We start from the raw sequence: 12,918 nt of genomic DNA on the forward strand, positions 1-12,918 counted from the left end.
GATGGAACCAAGGCGGGTCATGCACTAACAATCAAACCGGACCAGTCAGATCAGGCTCCCCAGAAGTGCCCTTAAATAGCCTTGGGGCGTGGCGCCCAAGATATCCCTGAATGCACGGTGCAAGGTTCGCTGCGAGGTGCCGGCGGCAGAGGCAATTTCTGCAACAAAGATCGGATCGCAGAGATTTGCGTCGATGAACTCCAAGGCACGCGATACAACACGGCTGTGCCCTCGCGACAGGCTCCCGCCTGCTGGGACAGCAATCGGTTCTCGCGCAAGATGAACAATTGCGGCTCTGAGAAAGTCCTCGGCGACTTTACTTTTTGGCAAGGATACCGGAAATTCTGCGCCGTTCACCGCTCCAAATCCCTTTGAAAGGTGCGCCACCACACCCGGGGAAAGTCTGCGAGAATGAATGCCAGTGGCGCCAAGACCTTTTCTGTCAAGGACAAGGCCCACCTTTGCGGCCTCCTCCTCGAGCTGGTCATAGCCAAGCGAAACGGTCCCATACTTGGCAGCCAAGTTGTAGTGGGCAGTGTGTTCGTCGCCGGGATGATAGACCCCAACGGAGCCGTTGGCGATATCCTCAAACCAATGTCGTGCGCCATGTGGAAACTGCAAACCCACGGCTATGGTGACATCTGAGTCCGACAGTGGCCCCTTTACAGCGAAACTGCCTTCGATGTCGCCATAGCTGAATTTGAGTCCATTAATTTCGGCGAAGGAAATGCTGCCAACTATTGGCCCTCGTCGCAACTTCAGCACCTCTAGCCCCGACAGGAACCGGATTTTCGATGCATCCTCGATGCAAGTGATTGGCGCCTTGTGCCACTCACATCTTTGGCTTAGGGGCGAAGCAACGTCGCTCAAGAACTTTGGTACCCGCGCATGCTCACTTTCTGCAGTTGAGAAAGCATAACACAATAAAGCATAACACAATAATGCGTGAATGTGCCGCCGCCCTTGCGCATGCGCCGGATCAGATTGCCTTGTCAGAGGTCAATCAGTGCCGCGAGCGTCTTTTGGCGGACGTCGCTGTTCATCGCGTTTCCCCGGGGGAACTGCCCGGCCTCGACAGAGAAGATACCGAGGCGCGGTTGGCCTTTCGCGAAGACGTGAGTTAGGCCCTCGAAGGTCGGTTGGGTCACGACGCGTTCGGGAGAGGCGATCGGTGGCGGTTCCGATCTCAAGGCATCGAGATCGGCCTGCGCCGCCACGCGCTTCTCGCCCTTGCCCTTCTTAGCCTCGGCTAGGGTGCGGTGGCGCTCACCTTTCCACAGCGACTAGAAACGATGCCGCCATGTGCGTGGGTCGCGTGCCGGTAGTGTGGCAGTCTGTTTCCACACCAGTCGTGACCCCATGCCGGTCGGGCGTCTAGTTCGGGTACGATGCACCGTCGCCCATCGGCCGCAGGTTCACGCCGTCGCATTTGACGGTGTCGCCATCGACGGCGGTCAGGGAGAGGCAGGTGAGGATTGCTATCGGATTCATGGAGGCTGCGCTGCGGCATAATGCGGGCGTTCCCTATAGCGCGCCGCCGGGGCCGTGGGGAGGGGGATTTGACCCCACCGTTTCGAGCACTAGGCTTGACTGGTATTGAAGAGCCAATTTTCGAAACTAAGCCCGACCCGCTGTTTGAGTGGCAGCAGGTCGGGCATTTTCATTTGCCCCCGCCAGCCCCCGCTTTGCCGCCAGCCGCCCTGCAAGGCCGATTTAGGGGTTATCTCGCATTTCTGGGCGTTTTCACCCACGCGGAGAGCAGAGATAGCCCTTAAAGCGGCGCTGAGGGGCGCTAATCGTGTTCCCCGACCTTCTGTTCTAATTGTTCAAGCCTTTCGAACACGTCTTTCAGAGTTTCCAAGTCTTGTAGCCGGAGTTGGTAGACTTGCTTATGGGCATCCTCGCGCGTTTCGAGGAACGTTGCCTCGAGGCGCTCAAGGATCTCGGAGTTCATCGACCGCCCGTTCCTTTCCGCGGCGGCCTTGATCTTCTCTCGCAGTTCCTCCGGCAGTCGGAGGGCGAACTGCGGCGCACCTCGCCCCATCTTGCTGTTGGCCATTTTCCGCCGTTCTCCCTCTGCTGTGCAATCACTGTAATTTTTCCTCTTGCGCGTCAATGCAATCACGGTAATGTTGAAATTACGGTGATATGACACCCTCGAATCCGCACACCGAAGAGGACCGCAGATGACCAAGATCCAGTATGCCCTGCGCCTGCCGCCCGATCTCAAGGATTGGCTCCGGGCGCAGGCCGACAAGAACGCCAGCTCGCAGAACAGCGAGATCATTCGCGCCGTCCGCGAGCGCATGGAGAAAGTTGAGGAGGCCACCCAATGACCAAGACCGCGAAGACCGTTGAGCAGAAGGTGTCCGACTGCCAGTCCGACGCCGTTGTCCTGGCCGGGATGGTCGAGGCAATCGACCTCATGGCGAACGAAGGCGAGCGCTTCGGGAATGCGATTGCCGCCGTGACTATCGCGGCGCTGGACCGGGCGAACAAGCTCGCCAGCGACCTCGACAGCATCAACCTCAAGGGGGCGTGACATGACCAGCCAACGCGAAGCAGCCGACCACACCGATCAAGCCCGCATTCAGGCCGAAGGGCTGGCCCAAGCGCTCTACGACATGACTATCGAGAGCCCCGCCATTGACCACCGCCACCCGGAGGCCGCGGGAATGATGGCCGTCATTCGGGCGCTGCAAGACTATACCCGGCAGTATGGCGAACGCCTGGACGCCGAGCGCAAGTTGGTCCGCGAGGTGTAACGCATGGCGGAGCAGCTAACAGTCTCAATCAAACAGGCAGCCCAAGACCTCGGCGCCCCGGTGGCAACGCTCCGCCAGATCGCCGAGGATCTCGGTTTTCTGATCTGGTTCGGAGACCGCCGAGTGCGGATCGATCCGCGCCACTACCCGGAGATAATCGAAGCATGCCGCAGCACGCCAAAGGCCCGCGCCTCTACCGCCGCAAGGACACCGGCATCTACATCATCCGCGACACCGGCCGGGGCGACCAGTCAACAGGCACTAGAGATTGTCGAGAAGCTGAAACGGCCCTCGCGCGCTACCTCGCCGAAAGGGACCGCCCCCGTGGGCCAGCCACACCGGACCAAATGACGGTTTCGGAGGTGCTGGTGATCTACGGCACCGAGCGGGCGCCGAAGGTGAAGGACCCGCAGCGGATCGCCTACGCGATCCAGGCGCTAGTTCCTTTCTGGGGTGAGTTGCCTGTATCCGCGATCCGAGACGCGACCGTCGGGCACTACACTACTGCGAGAAACCGGGCTCCGGGCACCATCCGCAAGGAGCTGGGCGTCCTGAAAGCGGCCCTGCGCTACTGCGCTGACAAGGGCTATTTGGTGAACCCGCCGACGGTGGAACTGCCGGAGAAGCCCGAAGCGAAAGACCGCTGGCTTACCCGCTCCGAGTTCGCTCGTTTGCTTTGGGCTGCGTGGCGCAACCCGAAGGCGAAGCACCTCGCCCGCTTCATGCTGGTTGCCGCCTATACCGGCTCCCGAAAGTCTGTGATCCTGAATCTGCGCTTCATGCCCAATACCTATGGAGGCTGGGTCGATACCGACCGCGGCATTCTTCATCGCCGCGGCGAAGGGCAAGCGGAGACCAAGAAGCGGACCCCGAAAGCCCCAATCCCTCGCCAGCTACTCGCACACCTGCGCCGCTGGGAGCGGAACGGGGCTCGCTACGTTGTAGAGATCGAAGGCAACCGCGTCGGCTCCATCAAGACGGCATGGAAGACCGCCACCGACGCTGCGGATTTTAACGACGTGACGCCTCACACGCTGCGCCATACGGCGATCACCTGGGCAATGCAGCACGGCGCAAAGCCGGCCGACGTGTGTAGCTACTTCGGCCTGAGCCTCGAAACCCTCCAGCGCGTCTACTGGCATCACCACCCCGATTTCCAAGAGTCGGTGCTGCGCGCGATGGAGGCGAAACTGTGATGTCGCACAGCTTCAACCAAACCAAACGGCCAGAAAGCAGAACAATACAGGTAACCAACGATGAACAGAGCAGAAACAACCCCGTGGAATTGTCTTCGGGAGGCAGGGGTCGGAGGTTCGAATCCTCTCACTCCGACCAATACTTCAAGAACATCGCACAGCCTCAGGACAGCGCCCGTTTGGACGTTGATCGTTGTGCTGTCCGCCGAGCGTCCCGTGGCCATTGCCCGCTCCTCGTCCGCGCCCGACGCTCGCGGTTCCGAAATTCGGCCGCGTCAGATGTGGTTCGAGGTCAGCCCGCGACATCGGCTCCGGAAGCTGGCGGACGTGGCGTGGCGCGGTTCTTGAGCCTGAGTGCCGGGCGTTCGACCAGCCGCCAGGACAATTCGGCCAGGGCGAAGGTGACGGCAATCCAGAGCAGGAGCCGGGCGATCTTGAATGCCATTCCGAGGGCGCCTTCCGGCATTGGCGGCAGCACCAGGAACATGGCCTGTGGCACGAAGTAATGAAAGACGTAAAGGCCGTAGGAAATCTTGCCGATATGCACCAGGCGCGGGTCGGCCAGCCAGGCCAGGATTGGATCCTGCCCGGCGATGCAGCTTCGAACGATGCAGACGCCAGCGGCGCTGATGAGCATCGGCACGAGCACCCATCGGATGAAGGCGATGTCCTCGAAGCCGACGGCGGGCGCCCAGGTCATGACCAGCATGACGAGCACAGATCCCCACATCACCGCCGGCCGAAGCAGCAACCGATCCAGCCAGGCGAGGGCCGGTTCGCGGACCGTGAAGGCGAGCAGCGCTCCTGCGGCTAGGCTGTCGAGCTGTCCGGGCAAAAGCACCTCGATGAATGGGCTGGCGCCAAGCGGAATGGCAGTGCGGAACAGCGGCGCGGCTGCGAGCGCGGCCAGCACCGCCGGCAGGAGACAGCGGCGGGGCGCAAGAATGATGATCGGGAACCAGAACAGGTAGAAGTGCTCCTCCACGGAGAGCGTCCAGAGGTGGCCTCCCCCGGACCAGAACTCCCGGATCGCAATCTGAACGTTGGATAGATAGAGGAGATGCACCCAGGCATCGGACCGCATGTTCGCGATGCCGAGCGCAGCCGAGAGCGCGATGGCCACCCAGAAGGCCGGCAGCAGCCGAAGCGCGCGCCGCCAGTAGAAGCGCCGGGCGAGCAATGACGCCGGTGCGGTTCCACGTTCCGACAGCAGGATCGACGTGATCAGAAATCCGGAGAGGACGAAGAAGAATTTGACCCCGATCATCCCGGGGCTGAAGCTCCGGATGACCTCGTTGTAGGTGAAATGCTCGACGAAGACGAGCAGCACGGCGACGCCGCGCAGACCGTCAAGCCTCGGATACCAGGGCAGCGACCGGGTCGCCGGATTGTCGCCGCTCATGGACGCTTTTTCCCCCCTCGGACGGCGAAGGCCACCGCACCGGCGATATTCTGCTTCACGACCGACGACCAAGACAGGTCGTGGTTCCGGTCGAAGAGCGCGCCGCCCATCGGTTCCTTCGCCGCGTTGCGGGCGGCATAGTAAAAGTGCCGCATCAGCCAGGGATGCTGGACCAGATGCTTGGCGTAGAGCGCCCCGTTGGCGAAGGAATAGTCGCGGTGGAGGCGCTTTACCTCGTCCCGGGTCGTGCGTCCGTGATAGTGGTTCACGCGCATATCGGGGAAGTAGAGGATCGGCACACCGACACCGTGCGCCCTGATCAGGTAATCCGTGTCCTCGCCCGCGCGCATGGGGGTGCCCGCTCCGAACCGCCGGTCGAACGGGCCGATCCGGAGACTCACCTCGCGGGTCATGGCGAAGTTGCAGCCCTGCACGAACCCGCCCGGATGCCAGGAAGGGTCATAGACCTGAGGCTCCTCAGCGTCCTTCATCGTGAAGTGCTGGTCTTCGGGGTCGGGCACGATCACGCTGCCGCCAATGATCGCGTCCTGACCTTCGTCTTCAAGGTGCTTCCGGAGCTCGGAGAGGTAAGACAGCGACACGGTGCAATCGTCATCCGTGAAAATGAAGAGCTGCCCCCTTGCAGCGGCCATGGCTGCGTTGCGCGCGACCGAAAGCCCACCGCCATCGAGCCACAGCAAGCGGCATTCCGCGGGACGGCTGACGGACTGGATTTCCTCCGCGTCGAGCCGAAGCTCGGGCTGGCTGCCGTTCTCCATGACGACGATCTCGCAGCGCAAGTCGGGACAGGTCTCGATGGTCCGCGCGATCGAGCCGACCGCCCGCAGCAACCGGCGCGGCCGCGACCGGGTGCAGACGATGAAGCTGACGTCGGGCATATCCATTGCCGCTATGCCCCTTCGGACGAGACAGCCGGCGGTGCGCCCATCGTCAGGGTTGCGGCCTGGCGCTCTATTGCGCCGATGTCGGGCACGACGGAAGTCAATTTCCGATTCTGCAGAGCGCCGATGATTTCGCCACGGGCGACCAGTGCGGACCAGAGGCCGCGCGCCAGCGCTGGCTGGCTGCCGACAAGTCCAAGCACGGCGCGCTCCGACCGGCGGAACATGCCCTGTTTGCCCGACGCTTCGACGAAGTGGCGCGCGGCGGAGAATTCCTGCAGATCCACCAGCCACGCATAGAGGAAGTAGAGCGTTACGCGTTGTCCGATAGTAAAGGCGCGGCGGTCTTCCGGCGGCTGATGCGGCAGGAGCGCATCCAGGCGTCGCAACAGATCGGCTGCGGCGGAGATAGCGTCCGGAGTGACCTGCGCGGCCAGCGCGGTGAAGCCGGTGCCGGCCGCCTCCGGATAGTGCCGGGCGAGGTTCTCCTCGAGGAAACGGACATGGGTCGCCCGGAGGGTGGCGGCGCGAGTGACGCTGACGCTGTCGGGATGCAGCCGGTAGGCCAGCAGCGGCGCCTCGAGCTGGCGGACCGGGCAAATCTCGGCGATGCGGTTGAACAGCTCGAAATCCTCGGCGCAGGGGTAGGCCGGGTCGTAGCGCAGTTCACCGTCCGGGATCGCGCTGCGGCGGAACATCACCGTCGGATGGCGCAGGATCGTGCAGAACCGCGAGAGCACCCGCAGTTCCCGGCTCTCGGTCACGTCGGGTTTGCTCTGCGGAAGCGCCGCTCCCCGCGGGACGATGGTATCGAAATGCGTGCCACACATCGCAAGACCGGGTTCGGCGGCGAAGGCGGCGAGCTGGGTGCTGATCCGCTCCCGATAGGCGATGTCGTCCGCGTCCATTCGGGCAATGAAGTCACCGCGCGCGAGGTCCAGCCCCTCGTTAAGGGTATGGATCAGACCACGATTCTCGCGCTCGACGACGCGAATCCGCGTATCGGACGCCGCCGCCCGCCGAAGGATCCCGGCGGACCCGTCCGTCGATCCGTCGTCGATGGCGATGATTTCGAGCTCGTCGTGAGATTGCAGCTGCAAGCTGCCCAGGGCGAGAGGCAGATGCCGCGAGGCATTGAAAACAGGCAACAGGATTGAAACGAGCACTTCAGGAAAGCCACAATTAAGCTTCGGCCGAAATAGCCGATGCACAGTTTATCTCCGGAACCGGCTCGTAGCAACGGAACCACGGTTACCGGAGGAGCGATGTTGATCGGCGTCTAAAGATGCATCTTTCAGCATATGTTTTTCATGGTCAAGGTGGTATCTACTAGGCACAAGCCCAGTGATCAGGTAGCAACATTCCGAAGCGCTCGGGCGGCGCCAAAGGCAAGGGACTGTTCGCCCCTCCCCCGGCGCTCGTATTGATTTATCGGGTATTGCCGGGTGTTTGTCCCGACCGTCCCGGCCATTAACGGGGCAGCATACGTTGCGATCGCTTTACGAGACTTACGTTCATGGCAGCATTTCCGCGGTGCTGGGCCCTTTCCGTCGCTATTTGCCTGCGGTGGTCCTGCTCGGGCTTCTGGCAACCGCGCTGGAGGGGATCGGGATCGGACTGGTGATCCCGTTGCTCGATGTCGTCGTCTCGGGGGATTCGAATGCGCAGGGCTTTCTGCCCGGGCTGCTGGTCTCCTTCGGCGAAACCGTTCCTCGCGAGACCCGCGGCCTGCTGATCGGCGGCGCCATCCTCGCGCTCCTCTCCGTAAAGAACATCGTGGTCTACGCCAACGGGCTGCTGCAGGCCTGGATTTATGGGCAGGCCGGCCACAGGCTGCGCACGGCCCTCGCGCAGAAGCTGACCGCGATGGACGCTTCCGACCTGCTCTCCGAGCCGCCGTCACGGATGCTCAACATCATCTCGAACGAGAGCTGGCGCTCGGCCGATGCGGTCGCGGCGGTGATGGGGATCATGGTCAATGCGACGGCGGCGCTGATCCTGCTCGCGTTCCTGATGGCGATGTCATGGCAACTTACGCTGGTCGTGCTGCTGGGAATTACGGTCATCCAGTACGCGCATGAGCGGATGTCTCAGCACTTCGCCGGGCTCAGCACAATCATCACCGATCAGAACCGCGGGCTGGCCGGGCGCATGTTGCATCTGGTGGCTGCGTGGCGGCTGATCCGGCTGTTCGGCCGCGAAGGTTTCGAGAAAGAACGGTTCGCCCAGGCCTCCGATTCGGTCCGACTGGCCGCGCTGGATCTGCAGAAGCGCCAGATGGCCGTGGCGCCTATCACGGAAATCGCCCATGCGACCCTGTTCATGGCGGTCATCTTCTTCGCGTGGAGCCTCGGCATCACCTTCGGCACGGCGGCGGCGTTCATCATCCTGCTCTACCGCCTGCAGCCGCAGGTGCGGCAGATCCAGGCCCGGCTGGCGGCGCTGCGGGGCTGGACCGGATCACTGGACGAGGTGCAGTGGCTGATGACGGCCGCTCCGGCGGGATCGACGCCGAGCGGAGATCTGCCCGCTCCCGCGCTGACCCAGGGGCTGGCCTTCGAGTCCGTCAGTTTTCACTACGCCGGCGCGGCCTCGGACCGACCGGCGCTGCACGACGCGACATTCGAGGTGCCGGCGGGCACCTCGCTGGCGATCATTGGCCGATCCGGCTCAGGTAAGTCGACCATGGCGCACCTGTTGTGCCGCCTGCTGGAGCCGACCAGTGGCCAGATCGTGGTGGACGGCATACCGTTGTCGGAAATCGACGGCGCCGACTGGCTTGCGCACATGGCCGTCGCCAGCCAGGAACTGGAACTGTTCGACGGCTCGGTGACCGACAACATCCGATACGGCGCCCCGGAAGCCGGAGAGGACCGCGTGCTCGAGGCGGCCCGGCAGGCGGACGCGGACGAGTTCATTCGTACGCTGCCCAAGGGCTACGACACGGGCGTAGGGGATCGGGGCCTGAGCCTCTCGGCGGGGCAGCGACAGCGCATCGCGCTGGCCCGTGCCCTGGTCCGTGAGCCGCGGCTCCTGATCATGGATGAGGCGACGAACGCAATGGACCTCCTGTCCGAGCGGGCGGCGCTGCGGATCCTAGAACACCGGCGCGGCAAGGGAACCACCCTTGTCATCAGCCACCACCTGTCGTCGATCAAGCGCTGCGACCGGTTCATCCGTCTCGACAGGGGACGGATCGTCGAATCGGGCACGACGCAGGATTTCAACGAGGAACAGCTCGCCCGAATGCTGCGCACGACCCGCGCCTGAACCGAACTGGCACCCGGCATTCCCGAGAGACCGTGTAACCGCGTCGCGCTTCCATTTAACGCCTGTCGTGCAGGTGATCCGGGTCGGCGGGGCGCTCGATCCAGCGGCGGGCCCTTGGCGGTTCGGCACCCGCGTGGAGCGCGCTCAGGTGCCGGAAGTTCTCGGCGTCGGTGGTGGTTCGTCGGGCCATGTGGCGCAGGTAGGCCGCCCAGGTCGGCACGCGGTAGCTTTCATGCCAGAGGTCCGGCGCGGTCAGGTCGCGATAGAGTGACCAGCTGTGCGCGCCGTCGCGCAGGCGGATCACCCGGCGCTGCTCCATCAGCGCAAGGAATTCCGACGTACGCTCTTCCGGCACCTGGAACTCCACCGAGACCTTGATCGGCCCGCTGTGCATGTCGATGTCGAGCGCGGGCTTGACGGGCGAGAAACCGCCATGGGGGTCGAGGTTGCTCCGCCCCTCGCCCGGCAGCCGGAACAGCATCCCGAGCGCGGCCCCGACCAGGCAGACGACCGCCGCCGCCGTCAGCGCGGTCTGCACCCCGGCCGCGCCGGCCACACGCCCCCAGACGTAGCTGCCGATGGTCATGCCGCCGAAGGTGCAGACCTGGAGCACCGACATCACCCGGCCCAGCACCCACCGCGGGGTCGACAGCTGGGTCGCGACATTGAAGAGCGCCATCGAGGATTGCCAGGCCATGCCGCAGAGCGCGGCGGATAGGCTGGTGAGCCAGACGGTCGGGGCATGGCCGATCCCCAGCAGGCCGAGCGCAAGGAGGATCGCGCCGATGCGGACGATGGTTTCGGTCTCCATCCTTTCGCGCAACTGGCGGAGCGTGAGCGCGACCACCACCGCCCCCAGGCCGAAGGCGGCGAGCAGGGCGCCAAAGGTCGCGGCGCTGCCCTTCAGCAGGTCGCTGGCCACCAGTGGCATCAGCGCCAGCACGGCGACCGCCGAGAAGCCGAACACCCCGGCACGGACGAGGATCTTCAGGTGATCGGCCGAGAGCGACACGTAACGCAAGCCGGCCCGGAGCGCGCCGCCCAACGGCTCACGCGGCAGCGGGTCGGGGATGCGCTCGGGGCGCCAGGCATATAGCGCGAACAGCACCGGCAGATAGGTCAGCGCGTTGATTGCGAAGGCCATGGCCGAGCCGAAGACGGCCACGATCATCCCACCGACCGCCGGCCCGGTGCTGCGCATCAGGTTGAAGCCCATGCCGTTGAGCATAACCGCCTGCGCCAGGTGCTCGCGCGGCACCAGATCGCCCACCGAAGCCTGCCAGGACGGCATGTGCATCGCCGCGCCGCAGCCAATGGCGAAGGTGAAGGCGAGCAGGCTCCACGGTCCGATCAGCCCCGTCCAGCTGAGTACCGCGAGCAGCGCCGACATCACCAGCATGAAGGCCTGCGCGGCGATCATGACAGAGCGGCGGTGATAATTGTCTGCAAAGACCCCGCCCAGCAGCGACAGCACCGCCATCGGCAGCGTCACCGACCCCTGCACCAGCGCAACCATCGCCGGGTTGTCCGTCAGCGAGGTCATCAACCAGCCGGCGCCCACGTTCTGGATCATTCCGCCCAGGTTGGTCACCAGCGAGGCGAACCACAGATTTCGGTAGGTATTGTACCGGAAAGGCGCAAATGTGCTGCCGGGCATGATGGAGACTCTGAGAAACGGGCGAGGTCGGGCTGTGGCGACCATGGACCAATCAGACTGCGAAGGTCCATCCATAGCGTCGCGCTTGCTGTTGCGATGTCGCCGTATCAAGGGGATGAAGATCCTTGCAATGGCCCTCTTCTCCGCTGTGCGGCTTGATCGACGCGAAGATCGGGGTCGCCGTCACCATGTGACCCCGCTGGCGAAGAATGGCGCAAGGCGGATCGAGACGGTGGCTTGGCGCTGGGTGGACACATCAGATAGAGTCCCGGAAAAGGGGTCGCAGGGAGCGGATGAACAGGACAGGTTCCGAGGTGGTCCAGGCTGCGAACACTCCGCTTTCCGCACGCCCCGGCCGTCATAACGGAAACCGCTCCACGACCGCCGCACCCTTCCCGATGCACGAACAGGATCTCTGGCAGACATGACGATCACCTATCTCAAGCAGGCGGCCCCACGGCCGGCGTCGGAGAGCAACGACATCCGCGACACCGTGCAGGTCATGCTGGCCAATATCGCGCGGGGCGGCGAGGAAGCGGTGCGCGACTATGCCCGGCGGCTCGACGGCTGGACGGGCGAGATCGTCCTCTCCGACGCCGAGCGCCGGGCCGCCTGTGAGAGGGTGCCCGAGGAGGTGCAGGACGACATCCGCTTCGCCCATGCCAACATCCGCCGCTTCGCCGAAGCCCAGAAGGCCACGATCACGGATTGCGAGGTCGAGGTGATCCCCGGCCTGATCGCCGGCCAGAAACAGATCCCCGTCTCGGCCGCAGGATGCTACGTGCCTGGCGGGCGCTATAGCCATATCGCGAGCGCCTTGATGACGATCACCACCGCCAAGGTCGCAGGTGTGCGCCACATCACCGCCGTCTCGCCGACGCGGCCCGAGACCGGCATTCCCGATGCGATCATCTTTGCGATGGATCTTGCCGGGGCGGACCTGATCCTGAACCTCGGCGGCGTGCAGGGGATCGCCGCGATGGCGCAGGGGCTGTTCGGCGCAAGGCCCGCCGACATCCTCGTCGGGCCGGGCAACGCCTTTGTCGCCGAGGCCAAGCGGATGCTCTTCGGCCCGGTCGGGATAGACATGTTCGCCGGCCCGACGGATTCGCTGGTGATCGCCGATCACACGGCGGCCGCCGAAACCGTTGCCTGGGATCTGGTCAGCCAGGCCGAGCACGGCGCCGACAGCCCAGTCTGGCTGATCGCGACCGACAGGGCGCTGGCCGAAGAGGTGCTGGCCCATGCCGACGCGCTGATCTCCAGCCTGCCCGAGCCGAACGCCTCCACGGCGCGGATCTCCTGGGCGGAGCGGGCGGAGGTGATCCTGTGCGACACGCGGGAGGAGGCGGTCGAGGTCTCGGACCGTTACGCGCCCGAGCATCTGCAGGTCCAGGCGGAGGACCTCGACTGGTGGTTGGAGAACCTCGGCTCCTATGGCTCGCTCTTCCTCGGCCGCGAAACCACCGTGCCCTTCGGCGACAAGACCTCCGGCCCCAACCACGTTCTGCCCACGGGCGGCGCGGCCCGCTACACCGGCGGGCTGTCGGTGCACAAGTTCACCAAGACGGTGACCTGGCAGCGCTGCACCGCCGAGGCCGCCGACGAACTGGCGCGGAGAACCGCCCGGATCAGCCGCATGGAGGGCATGGAAGGCCACGCCCGCGCCGCCGAACTGCGGCGCAAGATCGCGCCCTGAGCCGCTGACGCACCTGCCCGGCGCCGC

General features: G+C 64.4%; 13 protein-coding genes. 6 read left to right on the forward strand and 7 right to left on the reverse strand.

Features of this window, described 5'->3' with window-relative positions; genetic code table 11:
* Positions 1–45: 45 nt before the first annotated feature.
* The 3 genes from ACFQ2S_RS18415 to ACFQ2S_RS18425 all read right to left on the reverse strand — a co-directional run bounded on the left by ACFQ2S_RS18415 (position 46) and on the right by ACFQ2S_RS18425 (position 2,059).
* Positions 46–870, reverse strand: coding sequence for a hypothetical protein (locus tag ACFQ2S_RS18415; RefSeq protein WP_386076724.1), 825 nt, complete (start codon positions 868–870; stop codon positions 46–48).
* Between the two features lie 122 nt (positions 871–992).
* On the reverse strand, positions 993–1,280 hold the full coding sequence (locus ACFQ2S_RS18420; RefSeq protein ID WP_386077038.1) for a DUF3987 domain-containing protein: 288 nt from the start codon (positions 1,278–1,280) through the stop codon (positions 993–995).
* A gap of 512 nt (positions 1,281–1,792) precedes the next feature.
* Entirely contained in the window at positions 1,793–2,059 is a 267-nt protein-coding gene (locus tag ACFQ2S_RS18425; protein WP_386076725.1) for an Arc family DNA-binding protein, read from the reverse strand.
* A 127-nt stretch (positions 2,060–2,186) separates the two neighbouring features.
* Between ACFQ2S_RS18425 and ACFQ2S_RS18430 the strand changes: the two genes are divergently transcribed.
* The 4 genes from ACFQ2S_RS18430 (at position 2,187) to ACFQ2S_RS18445 (ending at position 3,961) form a co-directional block, all read left to right on the forward strand.
* On the forward strand, positions 2,187–2,336 hold the full coding sequence (locus ACFQ2S_RS18430) for an Arc family DNA-binding protein (protein ID WP_386076726.1): 150 nt from the start codon (positions 2,187–2,189) through the stop codon (positions 2,334–2,336).
* Entirely contained in the window at positions 2,333–2,542 is a 210-nt protein-coding gene (locus ACFQ2S_RS18435) for a hypothetical protein (RefSeq protein ID WP_386076727.1), read from the forward strand. The genes ACFQ2S_RS18430 and ACFQ2S_RS18435 overlap by 4 nt, the downstream gene beginning before the upstream one ends.
* Position 2,543: 1 nt before the next feature.
* Positions 2,544–2,765 carry a hypothetical protein gene (locus ACFQ2S_RS18440; RefSeq protein ID WP_386076728.1) on the forward strand — a complete coding sequence of 74 codons (222 nt, stop codon included), beginning with the start codon at positions 2,544–2,546 and terminating at the stop codon, positions 2,763–2,765.
* Positions 2,766–2,929: 164 nt separating this feature from the next.
* Positions 2,930–3,961, forward strand: a complete 1,032-nt coding sequence (locus ACFQ2S_RS18445; RefSeq protein ID WP_386076729.1) for a tyrosine-type recombinase/integrase — start codon at positions 2,930–2,932, stop codon at positions 3,959–3,961.
* Positions 3,962–4,253: 292 nt separating this feature from the next.
* On the opposite strand, the gene ACFQ2S_RS18450 is transcribed toward ACFQ2S_RS18445, so the two are convergent.
* Genes ACFQ2S_RS18450 through ACFQ2S_RS18460 form a run of 3 tightly spaced genes read right to left on the reverse strand, consistent with a single transcriptional unit; the run spans position 4,254 to position 7,476 of the window.
* Positions 4,254–5,363 (reverse strand): acyltransferase family protein, encoded by a 1,110-nt coding sequence (locus ACFQ2S_RS18450; protein WP_386076731.1) that lies wholly within the window; start codon positions 5,361–5,363, stop codon positions 4,254–4,256.
* Positions 5,360–6,268: a glycosyltransferase family 2 protein gene (locus ACFQ2S_RS18455; protein ID WP_386076733.1), complete on the reverse strand. Its 909-nt coding sequence runs from the start codon at positions 6,266–6,268 to the stop codon at positions 5,360–5,362. Before ACFQ2S_RS18455 ends, ACFQ2S_RS18450 begins: the two co-directional genes overlap by 4 nt.
* Before the next feature lie 5 nt (positions 6,269–6,273).
* The gene (locus ACFQ2S_RS18460) at positions 6,274–7,476 is read right to left on the reverse strand and encodes a glycosyltransferase family 2 protein (RefSeq protein ID WP_386076734.1); all 1,203 of its coding nucleotides are present in this window, start codon (positions 7,474–7,476) and stop codon (positions 6,274–6,276) included.
* A 277-nt stretch (positions 7,477–7,753) separates the two neighbouring features.
* On the opposite strand from ACFQ2S_RS18460, the gene ACFQ2S_RS18465 reads away from it, so the two are divergent.
* Positions 7,754–9,535 carry an ABC transporter ATP-binding protein gene (locus tag ACFQ2S_RS18465; protein WP_386076736.1) on the forward strand — a complete coding sequence of 594 codons (1,782 nt, stop codon included), beginning with the start codon at positions 7,754–7,756 and terminating at the stop codon, positions 9,533–9,535.
* Between the two features lie 55 nt (positions 9,536–9,590).
* Here the strand turns inward: ACFQ2S_RS18465 and ACFQ2S_RS18470 are convergent, their stop codons facing one another.
* Entirely contained in the window at positions 9,591–11,192 is a 1,602-nt protein-coding gene (locus tag ACFQ2S_RS18470; protein ID WP_386076737.1) for an MFS transporter, read from the reverse strand.
* 424 nt (positions 11,193–11,616) lie between these two features.
* On the opposite strand from ACFQ2S_RS18470, the gene hisD reads away from it, so the two are divergent.
* Positions 11,617–12,891 carry a histidinol dehydrogenase gene (gene hisD, locus ACFQ2S_RS18475; RefSeq protein ID WP_386076739.1) on the forward strand — a complete coding sequence of 425 codons (1,275 nt, stop codon included), beginning with the start codon at positions 11,617–11,619 and terminating at the stop codon, positions 12,889–12,891.
* The last annotated feature ends 27 nt before the right edge of the window (positions 12,892–12,918 follow it).

This window comes from Tropicimonas aquimaris (assembly GCF_042676185.1).
GTDB classification, from domain to species: Bacteria; Pseudomonadota; Alphaproteobacteria; order Rhodobacterales; family Rhodobacteraceae; genus Tropicimonas; species Tropicimonas aquimaris.

Bases quoted from the DNA above. Each gene is read 5' to 3' on its own strand.
- ACFQ2S_RS18425 (WP_386076725.1), bottom strand. From the start codon at position 2,059: ATGGCCAACAGCAAGATGGGGCGAGGTGCGCCGCAGTTCGCCCTCCGA.
- ACFQ2S_RS18430 (WP_386076726.1), top strand. From the start codon at position 2,187: ATGACCAAGATCCAGTATGCCCTGCGCCTGCCGCCCGATCTCAAGGAT.
- ACFQ2S_RS18435 (WP_386076727.1), top strand. From the start codon at position 2,333: ATGACCAAGACCGCGAAGACCGTTGAGCAGAAGGTGTCCGACTGCCAG.
- ACFQ2S_RS18440 (WP_386076728.1), top strand. From the start codon at position 2,544: ATGACCAGCCAACGCGAAGCAGCCGACCACACCGATCAAGCCCGCATT.
- ACFQ2S_RS18445 (WP_386076729.1), top strand. From the start codon at position 2,930: ATGCCGCAGCACGCCAAAGGCCCGCGCCTCTACCGCCGCAAGGACACC.
- ACFQ2S_RS18450 (WP_386076731.1), bottom strand. From the start codon at position 5,363: ATGAGCGGCGACAATCCGGCGACCCGGTCGCTGCCCTGGTATCCGAGG.
- ACFQ2S_RS18455 (WP_386076733.1), bottom strand. From the start codon at position 6,268: ATGGATATGCCCGACGTCAGCTTCATCGTCTGCACCCGGTCGCGGCCG.
- ACFQ2S_RS18470 (WP_386076737.1), bottom strand. From the start codon at position 11,192: ATGCCCGGCAGCACATTTGCGCCTTTCCGGTACAATACCTACCGAAAT.
- hisD (WP_386076739.1), top strand. From the start codon at position 11,617: ATGACGATCACCTATCTCAAGCAGGCGGCCCCACGGCCGGCGTCGGAG.